14 protein-coding genes are annotated in these 17,206 nt (G+C 60.3%); 10 read left to right on the top strand and 4 right to left on the bottom strand.

What is annotated here, in order from left to right:
• Nucleotides 1-60 precede the first annotated feature (60 nt).
• The 10 genes from ACJBF3_RS02930 to dsbG all read left to right on the top strand — a co-directional run bounded on the left by ACJBF3_RS02930 (nt 61) and on the right by dsbG (nt 10,647).
• Nucleotides 61-1,431 carry a sucrose-specific PTS transporter subunit IIBC gene (locus ACJBF3_RS02930; protein WP_024909534.1) on the top strand — a complete coding sequence of 457 codons (1,371 nt, stop codon included), beginning with the start codon at nt 61-63 and terminating at the stop codon, nt 1,429-1,431.
• Nucleotides 1,431-2,837 carry a sucrose-6-phosphate hydrolase gene (locus ACJBF3_RS02935; RefSeq protein ID WP_045326413.1) on the top strand — a complete coding sequence of 469 codons (1,407 nt, stop codon included), beginning with the start codon at nt 1,431-1,433 and terminating at the stop codon, nt 2,835-2,837. The genes ACJBF3_RS02930 and ACJBF3_RS02935 overlap by 1 nt, the downstream gene beginning before the upstream one ends.
• A gap of 28 nt (nt 2,838-2,865) precedes the next feature.
• On the top strand, nt 2,866-3,882 hold the full coding sequence (locus tag ACJBF3_RS02940) for a LacI family DNA-binding transcriptional regulator (RefSeq protein WP_045326412.1): 1,017 nt from the start codon (nt 2,866-2,868) through the stop codon (nt 3,880-3,882).
• 89 nt (nt 3,883-3,971) lie between these two features.
• Nucleotides 3,972-5,522, top strand: a complete 1,551-nt coding sequence (locus ACJBF3_RS02945) for a methyl-accepting chemotaxis protein (RefSeq protein WP_045326409.1) — start codon at nt 3,972-3,974, stop codon at nt 5,520-5,522.
• A 188-nt stretch (nt 5,523-5,710) separates the two neighbouring features.
• On the top strand, nt 5,711-6,130 hold the full coding sequence (locus ACJBF3_RS02950; protein ID WP_045326408.1) for a hypothetical protein: 420 nt from the start codon (nt 5,711-5,713) through the stop codon (nt 6,128-6,130).
• A gap of 5 nt (nt 6,131-6,135) precedes the next feature.
• Nucleotides 6,136-6,696 (top strand): RNA polymerase sigma factor, encoded by a 561-nt coding sequence (locus ACJBF3_RS02955; protein WP_080351139.1) that lies wholly within the window; start codon nt 6,136-6,138, stop codon nt 6,694-6,696.
• 87 nt (nt 6,697-6,783) lie between these two features.
• Entirely contained in the window at nt 6,784-7,155 is a 372-nt protein-coding gene (locus tag ACJBF3_RS02960; RefSeq protein ID WP_045326406.1) for a hypothetical protein, read from the top strand.
• A 48-nt stretch (nt 7,156-7,203) separates the two neighbouring features.
• Entirely contained in the window at nt 7,204-9,228 is a 2,025-nt protein-coding gene (locus tag ACJBF3_RS02965) for a protein-disulfide reductase DsbD (protein WP_045326405.1), read from the top strand.
• A 7-nt stretch (nt 9,229-9,235) separates the two neighbouring features.
• Nucleotides 9,236-9,847, top strand: a complete 612-nt coding sequence (locus ACJBF3_RS02970) for a DsbA family protein (protein WP_045326403.1) — start codon at nt 9,236-9,238, stop codon at nt 9,845-9,847.
• Nucleotides 9,848-9,888: 41 nt separating this feature from the next.
• Nucleotides 9,889-10,647 (top strand): thiol:disulfide interchange protein DsbG, encoded by a 759-nt coding sequence (dsbG, locus tag ACJBF3_RS02975; protein ID WP_045326401.1) that lies wholly within the window; start codon nt 9,889-9,891, stop codon nt 10,645-10,647.
• A 39-nt stretch (nt 10,648-10,686) separates the two neighbouring features.
• Here dsbG and ACJBF3_RS02980 read toward each other — a convergent pair whose 3' ends face one another.
• The 4 genes from ACJBF3_RS02980 to ACJBF3_RS02995 form a co-directional block, all read right to left on the bottom strand.
• Nucleotides 10,687-11,979 (bottom strand): glycoside hydrolase family 10 protein, encoded by a 1,293-nt coding sequence (locus ACJBF3_RS02980; protein WP_045326399.1) that lies wholly within the window; start codon nt 11,977-11,979, stop codon nt 10,687-10,689.
• 7 nt (nt 11,980-11,986) lie between these two features.
• On the bottom strand, nt 11,987-12,274 hold the full coding sequence (locus ACJBF3_RS02985) for a VF530 family DNA-binding protein (protein ID WP_045326398.1): 288 nt from the start codon (nt 12,272-12,274) through the stop codon (nt 11,987-11,989).
• 93 nt (nt 12,275-12,367) lie between these two features.
• Nucleotides 12,368-14,539: a glycoside hydrolase family 2 gene (locus tag ACJBF3_RS02990; RefSeq protein ID WP_045326397.1), complete on the bottom strand. Its 2,172-nt coding sequence runs from the start codon at nt 14,537-14,539 to the stop codon at nt 12,368-12,370.
• Complete coding sequence (locus ACJBF3_RS02995; protein WP_045326395.1) at nt 14,536-17,205, bottom strand: PAS domain-containing hybrid sensor histidine kinase/response regulator; 2,670 nt, start codon at nt 17,203-17,205, stop codon at nt 14,536-14,538. Before ACJBF3_RS02995 ends, ACJBF3_RS02990 begins: the two co-directional genes overlap by 4 nt.
• Nucleotide 17,206 lies beyond the last annotated feature (1 nt).

A 17,206-nucleotide genomic window follows, 5' to 3' on the forward strand; every position in this document is an offset into this window, starting at 1 on the left:
ACGCTCCCGCCTGGCGGGAGCGTTTCGCACATCATAAAAAGAAGTCAGGCAGAGGTATCTATGGATTTTAATCAAATCGCCCGCGAGCTTATTCCACTGCTCGGTGGCAAGGAAAATATCGCCAGCGCGGCGCACTGCGCAACGCGTCTTCGTCTGGTGCTGGTTGATGACGCGCTGGCGGATCAGCAGGCTATCGGCAAGGTCGACGGCGTGAAAGGCTGCTTCCGTAACGCCGGGCAGATGCAGGTGATTTTTGGCACGGGCGTGGTTAACAAGGTGTACGCCGCGTTTATTCAGGCGGCGGGGATCAGCGAATCCAGTAAATCGGAAGCCGCGGACCTGGCGGCGCGCAAGCTTAACCCGTTCCAGCGCATTGCCCGTCTGCTCTCCAACATCTTTGTGCCGATCATTCCCGCGATTGTGGCGTCCGGTCTGCTGATGGGCCTGCTCGGCATGGTGAAAACCTACGGCTGGGTCAATGCGGATAACGCCATCTACATCATGCTGGACATGTGCAGCTCGGCGGCGTTTATCATTCTGCCTATTCTGATTGGCTTTACCGCCGCGCGCGAATTTGGCGGTAACCCGTATCTCGGCGCGACGCTGGGCGGCATTCTGACCCACCCGGCGCTGACCAACGCCTGGGGCGTGGCATCGGGCTTCCACACCATGAACTTCTTCGGTCTTGAGATCGCGATGATTGGCTATCAGGGCACGGTATTCCCGGTGCTGCTGGCCGTCTGGTTTATGAGCATCGTGGAGAAAAACCTGCGCCGCGCGATCCCGGATGCGTTAGACCTGATCCTGACGCCGTTCCTCACCGTCGTCATCTCCGGCTTTATCGCCTTGCTGATTATCGGCCCGGCGGGGCGCGCCTTAGGGGATGGCATCTCCTTCGTTCTGAGCACGCTGATCGCCCACGCTGGCTGGCTGGCCGGGCTGCTGTTCGGCGGGCTTTACTCGGTGATTGTGATCACCGGTATTCACCACAGTTTCCACGCGATTGAAGCCGGGCTGCTGGGTAACCCGTCGATTGGCGTTAACTTCCTGCTGCCTATCTGGGCTATGGCGAACGTGGCGCAGGGCGGCGCCTGTCTGGCGGTGTGGTTCAAAACCAAAGATGCCAAAATCAAAGCCATTACCTTACCGTCGGCGTTTTCTGCGATGCTGGGCATCACCGAAGCGGCCATTTTTGGTATCAACCTGCGCTTCGTGAAACCGTTTATCGCCGCGTTGATTGGCGGCGCGGTGGGCGGGGCATGGGTGGTCTCGGTTCATGTCTACATGACCGCCGTTGGGTTGACCGCCATTCCGGGCATGGCCATCGTGCAGGCCAGCTCGCTGCTCAACTATATTATCGGCATGGTGATTGCCTTCGGCGTGGCGTTTACCGTCTCACTGCTGCTGAAATATAAAACGGACTCTGAATAATGACGTTGCCTTCCCGCTGGCCTGCGATCCTGCAGGCCGTTATGAAAGGTCAGCCACGGGCGCTGGCGGATAGCCACTATCCGCAGTGGCACCCCGCGCCGGTGACGGGGCTGATGAACGACCCGAACGGGTTTATCTGGTTTGCCGGCCGCTACCACCTGTTCTATCAGTGGAACCCGCTGGACTGCGAGCATCGCTTTAAGTGCTGGGGGCACTGGAGCTCTGCGGACCTGGTGCACTGGCGGCACGAGCCGCTGGCGCTGATGCCGGACGAAGAGTATGACCGCAACGGCTGCTACTCCGGTAGCGCCGTGGACAACCAGGGCGTGCTGACGCTGTGCTACACCGGCAACGTCAAGTTCGATGACGGCAGCCGTACGGCCTGGCAGTGCCTGGCCGTGGAACAGCCGGACGGAAGCTTTAAGAAGCTGGGTCCGGTGCTGGCGCTGCCGGAAGGCTACACCGGCCACGTGCGCGACCCGAAGGTGTGGCAGCACGACGGGCAGTGGTACATGGTGCTGGGGGCGCAGGACGTGCAGAAGCGCGGCAAGGTGCTGCTGTTTAAATCCGCCGATCTGCACGCCTGGACATCCTGCGGGGAGATCGCTGGCCACGGCGTCAACGGCCTGACGGAAGCAGGGTACATGTGGGAGTGCCCGGACCTGTTTGCCCTCGACGACACGCACGTGCTGATCTGCTGTCCGCAGGGGCTGGCGCGCGAGCCGCATCGCTATCTCAACACCTATCCGGCGACCTGGATGAGCGGGGCGTTTGACTATGCCAGCGCCACATTCGATCACGGCGCGCTGCACGAGCTGGACGCGGGCTTTGAGTTCTACGCCCCGCAAACGACGCTGGCGGAAGACGGCCGCCGGATTCTGATCGGCTGGATGGGCGTCCCGGACGGAGAAGAGATGCTTCAGCCAACCCGTGCGCACGGCTGGATGCACCAGATGACCTGCCCGCGCGAGCTGCGCTATCGCGACGGCAGGCTCTGGCAGACCCCGGCGCGCGAGCTGGCGGCGCTGCGTGAAGAGGAACAGCGCTGGCAGGGGCCCGCCAGCAATGCGCCTCTTCTGGACGCGGCGCGCCTGGAGTTTGAGCTTAGCGCATCGCAGGTGAGCGTCGATTTTGCGGGCGCGCTGCGCCTCACGGTCGATGAGCAGGGCGTGCGCCTGGAACGCGCGAGCCTGGACACCGGTGAAACGCTGACCCGCTACTGGCAGGGCGACGTCAGCCATTTGCGCGTGCTCTGCGACCGCTCCAGCGTCGAAATTTTCATTAACCACGGCGAAGGGGTGATGAGCAGCCGCTATTTTCCCGACCATCCGGCCCGGGTGCGATTCGAAGGTGCGTCCGATATCACATTACGCTACTGGTCGCTGCGCGCCTGCATGATAGAATGAGGGTTTTGGCAGCCGGATCTAAGTCGTTGTGAGAAAAACAAAACGCGTCACCATTAAAGACATCGCGGAGCTGGCGGGGGTATCAAAAGCCACCGCCAGCCTGGTCCTGAACGGGCGCAGCAAAGAGCTTCGCGTGGCGGAAGAGACGCGCGAGCGCGTGCTGGCGATCGCCAAAGAGCACCACTACCAGCCCAGCATTCACGCCCGGTCGCTGCGCGACAACCGTAGCCACACCGTTGGCCTGGTGGTGCCGGAGATCACCAACTACGGCTTTGCCGTCTTTTCTCACGAGCTGGAAACGCTGTGCCGCGAGGCGGGCGTCCAATTGCTGATCTCCTGCAGCGATGAAAACCCGGGGCAGGAGACGGTAGTGGTGAACAACATGGTGGCGCGTCAGGTCGACGGGCTGATTGTCGCCTCCAGCATGCTCAATGATGCGGACTACCTGAAGCTCAGCGAGCAGCTGCCCGTTGTCCTGTTTGACCGCCATATGAACGACAGCACGCTGCCGCTGGTGATCACCGACTCCATTACGCCAACGACGGAACTGGTGGCGGACATTGCGCGCCAGCATCCGGATGAATTCTATTTTCTGGGCGGGCAGCCGCGCCTTTCGCCGACGCGCGACCGTCTGGACGGGTTTAAGCAAGGTTTGCGTGAGGCTGGCGTGGCGCTGCGCCCGGAGTGGATCATTCACGGCAACTATCACCCAAGTTCCGGGTACGAGATGTTCGCAGAACTTTGCGCCCGCCTGGGGCGTCCACCGAAAGCGCTGTTCACCGCCGCCTGCGGGCTGCTGGAAGGGGTGCTGCGCTATATGGGCCAGCATAACCTGCTGCAAAGCGATATCAGGTTAGCCAGCTTTGACGATCACTATCTCTACGATTCGCTGACGATCCCGGTGGACACCATTCGCCAGGATAACCGCCAGCTGGCGTGGCACTGCTTTGATTTGATTAGCAAACTGATTGAGGGAGAGACCCCGGAACCGCTGCAGCGGAAGCTGGATGCTACCCTGCAGCGACGCTATAAGTCAGCGAAATAGCCCGACTTGATACTTCAATAACTTTAATTAATTTAAGTTTTGGAATGGCCGATAACCATAAGGAATAATTCTCCTTGAGGTATTGGTTTATGTCGTTGAAAAAGTCGTCCCTGATTGTCCTGTTCTCGCTGCTTTTCTTCTTTGTCGTCAGCACCGTCACCAGCGTTGGCCTCATCATTAAAAGTAATAATTCGCTGGATAACGTCAACAAAGAGATCCAGGTTGTGCTGTCCATTATCGACCCCATCAACCACAGCCGTACGCTGCGCGTGCGGGTGATGGAGTATGTGAAGATGGTGGAAGCGGGCAACGCGGCGGACGGAGCCGCAAAGCTTTCTGCGGTGAAAGAGGCGCTGACCAAAGCGGACCATGCCTTTGCGGCCTTTATGGCGTCGCCGCGTCTGTCGGATGAAGCGCCGCTGGTGAGCGCCTATCAGGATGCCTGGCAGAACTACCGCAACCAGGGGCTGGCGCCGCTGATCGATGCCGCCGAGGCGCACGACGTCGCCAAATTTAACGCGCTGATCCCGGAAGTCTCCCGCCTTGACCGCCAGTACGAGATCGTGCTTGACCAGGTCCTTTCCATTCACCAGAAATACGCCAAAAGCCTGAACGAAGATGCGCGCAGTAACTTCGTCTCTGGCCTGGTGATGATTGCCGTTATCGCCTGCCTGTTTGTGCTGGTGATTGCTGCCGTCAGCATCTTTATGAAGCGCTTCGTCTTTGCGCCGGTCAACCTGGCGCGCGAGCACTGCAGTCAGATTGCGGCAGGCAAGCTGGACGTTCCGGTGCCGGTGAAGGGAAGTGTACATAACGAAATCGACCAACTGATGGGCTCGATGGAGCAGATGCGTCAGGCGCTGCTGGCGACCATCGCCCAGGTGCGCGATGCGAGCCACACCGTGACGCACGCGGCCCAGGAGATTGCCTCCGGCAATATCGACCTGGCGTCACGCACCGAGCAGCAGGCGTCCGCGTTAACCCAGACGGCGGCGAGCATGGAAGAGCTGAGCGCGACGGTGGCGAACAATACCGATAACGTTTACCAGGCCGGGAAACTGGTGCAGGACGCGGTGAAAAATGCCCACACCGGCGAAGCGGTAACCCGCGAAGTAATTGATACGATGAATACCATCGCGGCAAACTCGAAGCGCATCGAAGACATTACCAGCGTGATTAACAGCATCGCCTTCCAGACCAATATTCTGGCGCTGAACGCGGCGGTTGAAGCGGCGCGCGCCGGCACGCAGGGCCGCGGCTTTGCGGTAGTGGCCAGCGAAGTGCGCACCCTGGCGCAGAAAAGCGCGGTGGCGGCCAAGGACATCGAAAGCCTGATCGCGCAGTCGGTCTCCAGCGTGAAAAACGGTGCGGACCTGGTGAGCCGCTCGGGTGAGGTGATTGACTCGATCATTTCGTCGGTGAACAAAGTGAATACGCTGATGGAGCAGATTTCCGTCGCCTCTGAAGAGCAGAGCCGCGGGATAAGCCAGGTCGGCCAGGCGGTGACCGAGATGGACGGCGTGACCCAGCAGAACGCCGCGCTGGTGCAGCAGTCCGCCGCGGCGGCGGCGTCGCTGGAAGAGCAGGCGCAGCAGCTTTCGCGGAGTATTTCGAGCTTTAGGTTGCCGGTGCAGGCGTAAGCCTTTGACATGCCGGGTGGCGCTAAAGCTTACCCGGCCTACGAAACATGCAGGCCCGTGCAAGCGTTAGCGCCGCCGGGCAATAGCCGCCCAGAACAATTATTTCATTCGCCCCAGCAATATTTCCCTTCCTCATCCGTCTACCTCATCACAAGCCATAATCAGTTACGGTAAACGAGGTAAACATCATGAGAGATTTTGAACTGCACGGCAAAGGTCACGGGCGCGGATTAGGTCGCCACCGTATGGGCAAGGGCTTAGCCATCGCCGCGGTCATTTTCATCGTACTCGGCCTGCTGGTGATGTCCCTGTGGAACGCCTTGCTTCCGGCGATCCTCGGCGTGAAGGCCATCGGATTCTGGCAGGCGCTGGGCATTCTGGTGCTGAGCCGCATTCTGTTTGGCGGGTTGGGCTTCCGCCCGGGGATGTTTGGCGCGCACCGCCGGATGCACGAGCGCTGGATGAACATGACGCCCGAACAGCGCGAGGCGTTTATTCAGCAGCGCCGTGAAGGGTTTGGCCGCCACGGGCGCGGGCACTGCGGCTGGCACGGACATCGTGATGATAAACGCGATGACACCACGCCAAAAGCGCCGGACGCAGAGTGAGCGAGATGAAAGCCGGGGAGGCGGGCGGATCCATGCTGATGTCGGCGCTCAACGCCTGCCGCGCCCGGCTGAAGGCCTTCATTCGCGGGCGGACGTCCGTTCGCGATGATGCCGACGACATTTTGCAGGAAGTGACGTATCAGCTGATGAAGGTGGAGCAGCCGGTAGAAAACGTCGCTGCCTGGCTGTTCCGCGCGGCGCGTAACGAGATGACCGACCGGGCGCGTAAAAAGCGCGAGGTGTCGCTCTCCGGCTATTTTACGGGCGAAGACGAGGAGGGTTTTCCGGAGGACGAGCTGGCCGACACCCTGTTCGGCGTCCCGCACACGCCGGAGGAGGAGTACCTCAAGACGCTGCTGTGGGAAGAGCTTGGGCAGGCGCTGTCCGAGCTGCCGCCGCCGCAGCGGGAGGCGTTCGAAAAAACGGAGCTTCACGGTTACAGCATCAAAATGCTGGCAGAGGAGACCGGCGCCAGCGAACAGGCGCTGTTATCCCGCAAGCACAAGGCGGTGCTGTTTCTGCGCACGCGGCTGCGGGACGTTTATGACGCCCTGACGGGCGACTAGCGGCGGCAGACAAAACCTTACACTTCCGGCACTTGTAGATTCATCACTATCGTTTATGATCGGGGCGTCTTGTTACTCTGGAATGTTATGCGCAACCGTCAGCTCCTCGGAAAATGGCTTTTGATCGTCACCTGTCTCGCGATGGCGCTTTGCCTCGTGCAGCGCGCGGTGATGCTCAACCATTTTTTACAGGGTCTGGAGACGCAGATTTCCCTGAGTGCAGATGCCCCGGCTCAAACCAGCAACACTGAAAAACCCGGACCATCGCCCTGTCAGTTAGGCGCGCACTCGCTGCTCTGCGCCCAGCCGCTGTTCTTCGACGGCGCGCTGCCGGCCATTATTATCTTCTTCGCGCTGCTGCAGCTGTTTACGCAAGGGCGGGCCCTGGCGCCCGTGGAACAGCCCGTTCAGGCACCGCCTCCCCGAATACACCTCAAAAACTGCGTCTTCCGTGAATGAAAAACATCGTTACCGCACGATAATTTTTCACTGTTCACGGAGTAAAACATGGTTAACCTCTTCAGGGGATTCGTCTTCCTGTGGCTGTCCTGCATCGGCATTGTCCATGCGGCGGACACCGGCTGGCTGGTCTCCCCACAAAACGATCACGCCCGCATCCGCTTTCAGGCGGAGAGGGAACAAACGCACGTTAAAGGCCTGCTCACCGTTGAGCTCAAGCCCGGCTGGAAAACCTACTGGCGATCGCCGGGCGAGGGCGGCGTCGCGCCGACAATCCGCTGGCCGGAGGGCGTAACGGACAGCTGGTCCTGGCCGGTGCCGTCGCGCTTTGATATCTCCGGCATGACTACCCAGGGCTATCACGACAAGGTCACCATCCCCATTACGCTCGACGGCGTGAAGGGCGACGCGCTCGACGCAACGCTCACGCTCTCTACGTGCAGCAACGTCTGCCTGCTGACGGACTACCCGCTGCGTCTCGATTTTACCCAGTCCGTGGATGAGGGCTTCCGCAGCGCCTTCGAACAGGCGATGCGCGACGTGCCCGGCACCTCCGGCGTGTCGTCGGATCTCTCCGCCTGGCTCTCGGGCGACAAGCTGGTGATTACCGGCACCACGGATGGGAAATGGGACAATCCAGGGATTTATTTTGACCCGCTGGAGGGCGATATTCTGCCCGGCGATCCGATCATAAATCTCGACGGCAATGCGCTTCGGGTCACGGTGCCCGTCACCGACGAATGGGGTGATAACCCCGCCTCGCTGGCAGGCAAGCGGCTGTCGTTTGTGCTGACCAATGGCGGTCACGCGCAGCAAACCACCCTGACCGTAGGGGCCACGCCCGCCGAGCCTTCCGCGCCCGATGGGACGTGGAAAATGGTGCTCTTTGCCCTGCTGGGTGGGCTGATCCTGAATCTGATGCCCTGCGTGCTGCCGGTGATGGGCATGAAGCTTAACAGCATCCTGCAGGCGGGATCGGACAGGCGCGCGATCAGGCTGCGCTTCCTCGCCACCAGCGCCGGGATCCTCACCTCCTTTATGCTGCTGGCGGGGATGGTGACCGCCCTTAAGCTGACCGGGGCGTCGCTGGGGTGGGGCATTCAGTTCCAGAACCCGTGGTTTATCGGCCTGATGGTCGCCGTGACCTTCCTGTTTGCGCTGAACCTGTTTAGCGCGTTTGAGGTGCTGCTGCCTTCTGCCGCCTCAGGACGGCTGGCAACCGCAGGCGGTAGGGGGCTCGGCGGCAGCTTCTGCGAAGGCGTGTTCGCCACGCTGCTGGCCACGCCATGCTCCGCGCCGTTCCTCGGTACCGCGGTCGCCTTTGCCCTTGGCGCGCCGCTGCACGCTCTGTGGCTGATCTTCCTGATGCTCGGCGTGGGCATGAGCCTGCCGTGGCTGTTCGTTGCCCTGGTGCCGAAAACGGCCATGCTGCTGCCGAAGCCCGGCCGCTGGATGAACACCCTCAAGGTCATCCTGGGCCTGATGATGCTGGCCTCCAGCCTCTGGCTGGCGACGCTGCTGAGCGTGCATCTGGGCGAGGCGGTTAGCCAGATGGTGATGCTGGTGCTGATGGCCGTCGCGCTGGTGCTGTTTGCGCTGAAGGGGCAAAAATCTTCACCGCTGTTTTGGGTCGTGGTCATCGCGCTGTCGGCGTTCGGCGGGTATCAGGTGCGCGGGCTGCTTAACGCGCCGCCGGACGCTCCGGCACAAAACGTTGCGCAGACCATCCCGTGGCAGCCGCTCAGTGAAGAGGCTATCGAAGGCGCGCTGGCGCAGGGGAAACGGGTCTTTGTGGATATCTCGGCGGACTGGTGCGTGACGTGCAAGGTGAACGAACTCCGCGTACTCAGTCAGCCGGACGTCATTGCCGCCCTGCGCCAGGCGGACGTGGTGGCCCTGCGCGGAGACTGGAGCCAGCCGTCCGCGTTTATCGCGGATTTTCTGGCGAAGCGAAACCGCTACGCCATTCCGTTTAACGCCGTGTATGGCCCCGGCCTGCCTGAGGGGGAAATTCTCTCGCCGCTGCTGGACACGCGCACCCTGGTCACTACCCTGAACAACGCAAAAGGCTAAACGTATTATGAAAAAACTGCTTATCACGCTTATGCTCCTGCTGACCCCGGTTCAGGTATTCGCCACCCAGCCGCTGACGCCGGACCAGGAGCAGCGCGCGCAGAAGATCATCGCGGATTTTCTGTTTAACGATCCGAACTCTCCGCGCATTGGCGCTAAAAATCCGAAGCTCACCCTGGTGGTGTTTACCGACTACAACTGCCCGTACTGCAAGAAATTCGATCCGTACCTGGAGAAGATTGTTGAAAAACACCCCGACGTCGCGGTGGTATTTAAGTTTTTACCTTTTCGCTCGGAAAGCTCGCTGACCGCCGCGCGAGACGCGTTAACGCTCTGGCGTGCGCATCCTGAGCAGTTTATGAAGCTGAACCAAACCCTGATGGCGAAGAAGGGGTACCACGATGACGCCAGCATTCAGGAGGCGCAAAAGCGAGCGGGCGTGAGCGTCACGACGCCGGACGAGGAGAGTTTTCTGACGATCCGGCGCAGCCTGCTCGTTGCGGAAAAAATGGGCATTCAGGGCACGCCCGCCACGCTGATTGGCGAGGGGTTACTGCCAGGCTGGGTGCCTTTCGAACAGTTCGACGAAATGGTCAGCGAGGCGCTGAAAAACCGCTAACCTGAAGGGGGCGTAATGCCCCCGATAAACCGGAGAGGGAAATGAAAAAATTACTGTTACTTTCGGCGCTGGCAACCTCAGGGCTGGTCCAGGCCGCTGACGCCATACCGGATGTGGTGAAGCACTTCAGCGAGCAGCAGGACATTAAAATCATCAAGAGGCTGGATGCGCCCGGCGGCGCGCCTGCCTGGCTGGGGCAGTATCAGGACATGGGCGTGACGCTTTTTTTAACCCCGGACGGCAAGCACGTGATTTCGGGCTATTTGTACGATGAAAAAGGGAAAAACCTCAGCGAGGGGTATTTCCAGAAAGAGATCTACGCCCCGATGGGGCGCGAAATGTGGAAGAACCTCAACGCGGCGCACCCTCTGAAGGAAGGGGCGGATAGCGCGCCGCGCAAGGTCTTTGTCTTTGCCGATCCGTTCTGCCCCTACTGCAAGCAGTTCTGGTCCGAGGCGCAGCCGTGGGTGAAGGCGGGCAGGGTTCAGCTCAATACGCTGCTGGTGGCGTTTCTTAACCCTAACAGCGGGCGTAACGCCTCCGCCATTCTGAATGCGAAAGATCCGGTCTCGGCCTGGCGCGACTACGAGCTTTCCGGTGGGAAGAAACTGCCGAAGCCTGAAGGGGAAACGTCACGCGAAACGGTAGCGATCCTGCAGAAGCACCAGGCGCTGATGGACAGCCTGGGCGCTAACGCCACCCCGGCCATTTACTATCTGAATGCGGAAAACGAGCTGCAGCAGGTGGTGGGGATGCCGGACGCCCAGCAGCTTGAGGCGATGTTCGGGCCGAAGCCGTAAAAAGCAGGCAGAAACGGGGCGTTTCTGCCTGACGGTCTTTCAGCTACCCCAACGGCCACGCAGGTAGTTCACCGCCTGCTGCGTCTGAGGCTGGTTCAGGTAATCTTCCCGGAACAGGATGGTGCCGTTGACGTTGGGCAGCGAATCGTTGAGATCGAGCTGTTTTTTCAGCTCCGGCACGCCGCCCTGAACCGTCCAGTCCGGCTCGTTTCGCGACGGCTCGCCCACCTTGTAGAACGCAATCCCGATGTACAGGCGAGTGTGGGTCGGCTTCACGACGTCGGCCCACCATTTGGTCAGCACGTCGTAGCGGGCGGCATCCCGGGCGAAGGGCCAGTAAATCTGCGGGGCGATGTAGTCCAGCAGGCCCTGCTGCACCCACTGACGCGTATCGGCGTAGGACTCATCGTAGGCCGCGGCGCCCCGTGTGTCGGAGCCTGCCGGGTCAAAGGAGCGGTTACGCCATACTCCCGCCGGGCTGACGCCAAACTCAACGTCGGGCTTTGTCTGCTTGATCGCGCGGGAGACCTGGACGATCAGCTGCTGCGTGTTGTGTCTTCGCCAGTCGGCCTTAGAGGCAAATCCCTGGCCGTACTGGCGCCAGGTCTGCGAATCATTCAGCGCGGATCCCGGCGATTCGGTATAAAAGTAATCATCAAACTGCACGCCGTCTATCGGGTAGTTCGCCACCACTTCGGTAACTACTTTGGTTATCCAGTCCCGCACGTCGGGAATGCCCGGGTCGAGCACAAAGCGGTCGCCCGAGATGCGCACCCACTCCGGGTGCTGGACGTAGACGCTGGACGGGGACTGATTGGCGGTCCGGTTCAGGGCGGCGATGGTGGACGGTTTGGTGTTGGTAGACACGCGGTACGGGTTGAACCAGGCATGCACCTTCATGCCGCGCTTGTGCGCTTCATCCAGCATAAACTGCAGCGGATCGTATCCCGGATACTCGCCGATGTTGCCCGTCAGCATGTCTGACCACGGTAAAATTTTGGATGACCAGAGCGCCGTGCTGTCCGGCTTCACCTGGAAAAATACCGTGTTGATGCCGAGGTGCTTCAGGTTGTCCAGCTTTGCAATCAGCGCCTGCTTTTGCATCGCGATGCGCTGGTCCGCGCTGCGGCCGTTCACCGAGGCCACCGGCGGCCAGTCGAGACGAGAGACCGTCGCCAGCCAGATCCCGCGCATCGGCTCGTTTGCCTGCGGCGTCGGTTTACTTACGGTGGGGAGCGGGGTAACTAATGACTTTGGTGGTTTTGAGGAGCAGCTTACAAGTAAAAGTGCGCAGGCAGCCAGCGCACCAATCCGTTTTACGTGTCGCGTCATTTGCGTATTAGCTCTTGATAATCCGACTGTTAGCCCAGGGATTAAAGGCGGGCGCCGCCTGCTCTCTGTTTCCCTCATCGTTGAGAGAGTCCAGATACAGGGCTTCCACTTCCGCGCGTGCCCACGGGGTACGGCGCAGAAATTTCAGGCTCGATTTAACGCTGGGGTCTTTTCTGAAGCAGTTAATTTTAATGCGGTCGCCCAGCTCGCTCCAGCCATATTTCGCCACCAGGGCGTTAACGATCATCTCCAGCGTCACGCCATGCAAAGGATCTTTGGAAATATGTGCAGTCATAGGCGTCCGGGTGTCTCGCTTTGTAAGGATTGGGATAAACGCTGAAAGGGTACAAGAAAGCAGGGGAAGCGGCAATTTTCCTTTTCCCCTCGCTCACTTTATGACGGGCTCCGTGCGCTGGTTTTGACCGACAATTTTTCCCGCGCCGTTTTCAATCGTAAACCGAATCGACACCTCGTCCTCGCCCACGGGCGTGGCCGTAAGCGCTTTTACCATTTCTCCCGAGTCGGCGGCGATCGTCATCGTCGTCGTGCCTTTTGCCAGCACCTTATCGCCCTGGCTGATGCGCCAGGTCAGACGGCACTCGCTGCACGGTTTCCTGGTGTCGTTGATGGCCCAAAGGCGCACGGTCGCTGCCGCGCCTGATTTCCACTGGGTGGTGACCGGCTCAATGGACGGCAGAATCGGCTGGTAGGCGCGTTGTAACGCATAATACCCGGGCTTAGGTTTACGCAGGTAGTCCACCACGCCCCAGTTGATAGAGGGCCAGGTTTCCACAAACATGAAGTGGAACAGGGCCGTCACCGGCTGGTATCGCTGTCGGCGGTAGCTTTCTGCCGCCGTGGCGACCAGATCAGACTGGTACGTCTGGGTGTTGCGAATCATCTCCTGAATAGTCTTCCCGCGCGGAATACCGGCAAACTTAAAGGTCTGGAAGGGCTGAAAGTTATGGTATTTCCAGACGGTCCAGCCGGGATCGTCAGCGGCGGTGGTTTTTGGCCACAGATGCGACGCCGGGATGATGGTTTTTAGCGTGGACAGGCGGGGCAGCGCCTGCGCGCCGAACTCGGTAATGATCCCCGTTTTAGCCGGAGCAAGCAGGTCGTGCACGGTGCCGAAATACCAGCCCGCCCAGTAGTGCTCCTCAACGGCGGAAAAGCGATGCACGATGCGGGAGGTATCTTCGGCGAGCGTATCCGCGACCCGTTGCGTAAGCGTGCGGTTCAGATCTTTATTCCAGTCCGGGAAGCGTTGTTCCATCCACGGCGAATCCCAAGGCGGCTCGTTGTGGCCGCCCCAGACGATAATGGCGGGGGAGTTCCCGAACTGTTCAACCATCTCCCGCGTCTGTCGCACCGCGTTTTCCGTAAAGGCATCGCTGCTGTCGTAGCCCCACTGTAGCGGAACGTCCTGCCAGATCATCATCCCCATCTCATCGGCCACGTCATACAGCGCGCGCCCGGCAACGTGTCCGTGCACGCGTATGGCGTTGGCGTTCATGGCTTTCACCAGCTGAAGGTCGCGACGATATTTCTCTCGCGTCATGGTGCCGAGCCAGGGAGAGCCGATGTAGTTGCTGCCCTTAATGAAAAGACGCCTGTCGTTAATGAGCCAGCCTTTATTGTCGGGCTGCTCGACGATTTTGCGCAGCCCGGTGCGGGTTGTCGCCGTGTCCATCACGCCGTTTTCATCGCGTAATGCCACGCGAATGTTATACAGGTGCGGTTTCCCCGTGCCGACCGGCCACCACAGTTTTGCCGCCGGCATCGGCAGCGTCACCTGTGCGGAATGGGCCCCGCTTTCGAGGGTAACCGGTAAATCTGCCTGGTAGCGCTTGCCGCTGAAGTTGGCGGGCGTGGCGGTGAGCCGCACGGTAGCCGGGGCCTGACCGCGCGCGCGATAGCGGATCTCGGCCTTCAGCGTTGGCTGCGTCAGCCCCCGGGACCAGTCCGGACGGAGGATAACGTCATCGATCGCCACACCCCGGCTGAGATGCAGCCTGACCGGTGCCCAGATGCCGCCAGAGTTAGCGTCCTGTCCTTCCGGCGACCAGGCGCCCCCGGGGCGCGTATCATGCTGGTTAAGGATCCCCTTCATGGCGGTCTTATGCAGCGGCCAGACCTTCTGTGGATCTTCGTAAGGGCTATCCACCCTCACCACGAGCCGGTTGTGACGTTGTAACGCTGAGCTGGCATCCAGCGAAAAGCGCTGAAAATAGCCCTCATGCCTGCCCAGCGGCTGGCCGTTCAGCGTGACGTCCGCCAGATAATCGACGCCGTCAAACACGAGGGTGCTCATCACGTCGGGCGGCTGCGCGGGCACGGTAAACGCCTGCTTATACCACAGCGCCCCCTGATGATCGTATCCGGCGCTGTACCAGTTGGCCGGAACCTTAAGCGCGCGCCAGCCTGACGCGGAAGGCGTGGTGCTGTCGTTAGCGTCCTGAACCTGCCACTCTCCCGCGAGAGACCAGCTGACCGGGACCGGGTTCGCCGCCAGCGGGGGAATAAAGAGCGAAAAAAGCAGTGCGAAGCTTCTCGTCATGGTTCGTTTACCCCGCGCGCGTTGAGCCACGCCAGCAGGCGCAGCGATTCCTTACGAAGATTGTCATTCAGCGCCGCAAGCTGTTGCCCATCCAGCGCGTGCGCGTCGCTTTCCAGCACCTGAAGCTGCTGAGCGAGCGTGCTGAAGTCCAGGGTGACGGCTTCTCCGCGCAGCTTATGGGCAGCGCGTCGCAGGGCGTCGCGGTCGTTGCTGTCGATGGCCAGGGTAATGGTTTTAATCGCCTCATTGAGTCCTTCCCCAAACAGGGCCAGCAGCTCCTGCACCAGGGCGGGATCGTCAGCGCACTGCTTCAGCAGGCGCGCTTCATCCGGAAAACCGGCGGACTCATCGTGGCGCTCGAGCACGCGGGCAATCTCCTCAGCGAGACGCGCCTGGCTGATGGGTTTAGCAATGTAGCCATCGAACCCCATGTTGAGACAGCGCTCTTTATCCCCCTGCATGGCGTGAGCGGTCATGGCGACGGTGGGCTGAGCCGGTCCGGGCCGGGACCGTTCTTGTTCACGAAGCAGGCGAATGGCGGTCTCGCCGTCCATCTCTGGCATTTGAAGGTCGATCAGCAAAACGTCCCAGGCGTCCGCGCGCCATCGTTCCAGCAGCGCGACGCCGTTATCGACGATCTGACAGCTGTGGCCGAGCCGCTCAAGCAGGCGTGCGGCGACCTTCTGGTTAACCAGATTATCTTCAGCCAGCAGGATCCGTAGCCCCGTAGCCCCTTGAGAGGCGGCAGGCGCGGGCGTGCTTTCACCCACGGGCACCGGCGAACGCTCAAACGCGGCGGCAATCGCCTGATGCAGCTCGTCCTGGGCGATAGGCTTATGCAGATAGCTTTTAATCCCGATCCGCTTCAGCATAGTGATATCAAAATGCCGGCTCATGGAGCTCAGCATGATGATATGGCTTTCAGCAACCTGCGGCAGTACCGAAAGCTCAAGGGCCAGGGACACGCCGTCCATCTCCGGCATCTGCGCGTCCAGCAGGATCAGCGGCCATACTGTTCCCGTTTTAACCCGGTCAATGGCCTCGCTGGCGTTGTTAACGCAGGTGGGTTTCAGCCCCATCTGGCTGAGCATGGCGGCCAGCAACTGCAGGTTGGTTGTATTGTCATCGACCACCAGTACCGCCTCTCCATTGAATCGGTGGCTATATGGCCGTTCCTCTGAAGAGAGCGCACAGGCGGCTAGCGGTAACGTAAAGGCAAACTCGCTGCCTTTTCCGGGCTCACTGCTAACCGTTAGCTTGCCTCCCATTGCTGAAACCAGCCACGAAGAAATGGTTAACCCGAGTCCTGTTCCGCCATAGCGGCGGGTGGTTGAATTATCCGCCTGGCTGAAGGCTTCAAAAATGACCTTCTGCTTATCAGCCGGTATGCCAATGCCGCTGTCGCGGACGCGAAAACGCCAGTGACTCTCGCTATCGCCGGGCTCGACAATCAGGATAATTTCCCCCTGATGGGTAAATTTCAGCGCGTTACCCAGTAAATTAGTCAGGACTTGACGAAGCCGGTCGCCATCAACAAGCAGGATGTCTGGTACAACGGGTGCGATATCCACTAGAAGTTCAATGCCTTTATCACTCGCGCCGGGCATTAGAGGGCGAATCAGTGACTGTATAAAAGGGCGAATATTAACCGGCCCGGAGTCCAGTACCACTTTGCCAGCTTCAATACGGGAAAAATCGAGAATATCGTTGATGATATGCAGCAGAGACTGCGCTGAACTCATCACCAGCGTCAGATAATCGCGCTGATCGGCGCTGAGAGGGGTATCGAGGCATAGCTGGGTCATGCCGATGATGCCGTTCATCGGGGTGCGGATTTCATGGCTCATATTCGCCAGAAAAGCGCTTTTCGCCTCGTTGGCTTTTTTTGCCTCAAGGGCCGAGGCGATCGCCTGAATTTCAGCCTCTTTACGCCGGGTTATATCCTGAAGCGTGCCAATAACCCGTTCGGCGTTTCCGTCGATGGAGAGCGTGACCACCTGTCCGGACAGCAGCATCCAGCGCAGCCCTTCGCCTGGGTGATGCACGCGGATCTCGCATTCAAAGACCGGGCGGTGATCCTGCTTCGAGTCGTCCAGCGCCTTGCCCAGCGCTGCGCGATCGTCCTGGTGGACCAGGTTGAGCAAAAAATGCACCGGATAGTGCCACCGGGTGCGCGACTGGCCCAGCATGGCGAGCAGGGTGTCGTTCACCTGGAGCGTGTCGCCAGAAACCTGCCAGTCCCAGATCCCGATGTGAATCGATTCCGCCGTGAGCAGAAAGTCGTCATGCAGCTGATATCGCGCGCGCTGGGCTTCGTCCAGCTCGGTGATGTCGCTGTGGAGGCTGACAATGCCGCCGTCCGCCAGCCGCTGGTGCTGAACGAAGATGCGGCGCTGTCCGGCCTGTCGCACCTCGCAGTGTTTATCCTGCCGGCAGTTGCGTACTACAGACTCGCGCAGCGTCTGGCGCAGGCCAGGATCGACGTTGTAAACGGCATCAATAAAGCGCTCCGCCAGCGCTTCGAGTGTCGTCCCTTCCTTCAGCCACGGTGTGATGACCGGATAAAACAGGGTCACGTTGTGATTCCAGGCCAGCAGGCGTTCGTTACGGTCATAAATCATGACGGCGGCCGGCAGCGCGTTGAGATCGTACGAGAATGCGTTCATC

The sequence above is a fragment of the Enterobacter sp. PP-008-ECC_S150 genome, from assembly GCF_045257065.1.
In the GTDB taxonomy this organism is placed as follows: Bacteria; Pseudomonadota; Gammaproteobacteria; order Enterobacterales; family Enterobacteriaceae; genus Enterobacter; species Enterobacter chengduensis.

Bases quoted from the DNA above. Each gene is read 5' to 3' on its own strand.
- ACJBF3_RS02930 (WP_024909534.1), top strand. From the start codon at position 61: ATGGATTTTAATCAAATCGCCCGCGAGCTTATTCCACTGCTCGGTGGC.
- ACJBF3_RS02935 (WP_045326413.1), top strand. From the start codon at position 1,431: ATGACGTTGCCTTCCCGCTGGCCTGCGATCCTGCAGGCCGTTATGAAA.
- ACJBF3_RS02945 (WP_045326409.1), top strand. From the start codon at position 3,972: ATGTCGTTGAAAAAGTCGTCCCTGATTGTCCTGTTCTCGCTGCTTTTC.
- ACJBF3_RS02950 (WP_045326408.1), top strand. From the start codon at position 5,711: ATGAGAGATTTTGAACTGCACGGCAAAGGTCACGGGCGCGGATTAGGT.
- ACJBF3_RS02955 (WP_080351139.1), top strand. From the start codon at position 6,136: ATGAAAGCCGGGGAGGCGGGCGGATCCATGCTGATGTCGGCGCTCAAC.
- ACJBF3_RS02960 (WP_045326406.1), top strand. From the start codon at position 6,784: ATGCGCAACCGTCAGCTCCTCGGAAAATGGCTTTTGATCGTCACCTGT.
- ACJBF3_RS02965 (WP_045326405.1), top strand. From the start codon at position 7,204: ATGGTTAACCTCTTCAGGGGATTCGTCTTCCTGTGGCTGTCCTGCATC.
- ACJBF3_RS02970 (WP_045326403.1), top strand. From the start codon at position 9,236: ATGAAAAAACTGCTTATCACGCTTATGCTCCTGCTGACCCCGGTTCAG.
- dsbG (WP_045326401.1), top strand. From the start codon at position 9,889: ATGAAAAAATTACTGTTACTTTCGGCGCTGGCAACCTCAGGGCTGGTC.
- ACJBF3_RS02980 (WP_045326399.1), bottom strand. From the start codon at position 11,979: ATGACGCGACACGTAAAACGGATTGGTGCGCTGGCTGCCTGCGCACTT.
- ACJBF3_RS02985 (WP_045326398.1), bottom strand. From the start codon at position 12,274: ATGACTGCACATATTTCCAAAGATCCTTTGCATGGCGTGACGCTGGAG.
- ACJBF3_RS02990 (WP_045326397.1), bottom strand. From the start codon at position 14,539: ATGACGAGAAGCTTCGCACTGCTTTTTTCGCTCTTTATTCCCCCGCTG.
- ACJBF3_RS02995 (WP_045326395.1), bottom strand. From the start codon at position 17,205: ATGAACGCATTCTCGTACGATCTCAACGCGCTGCCGGCCGCCGTCATG.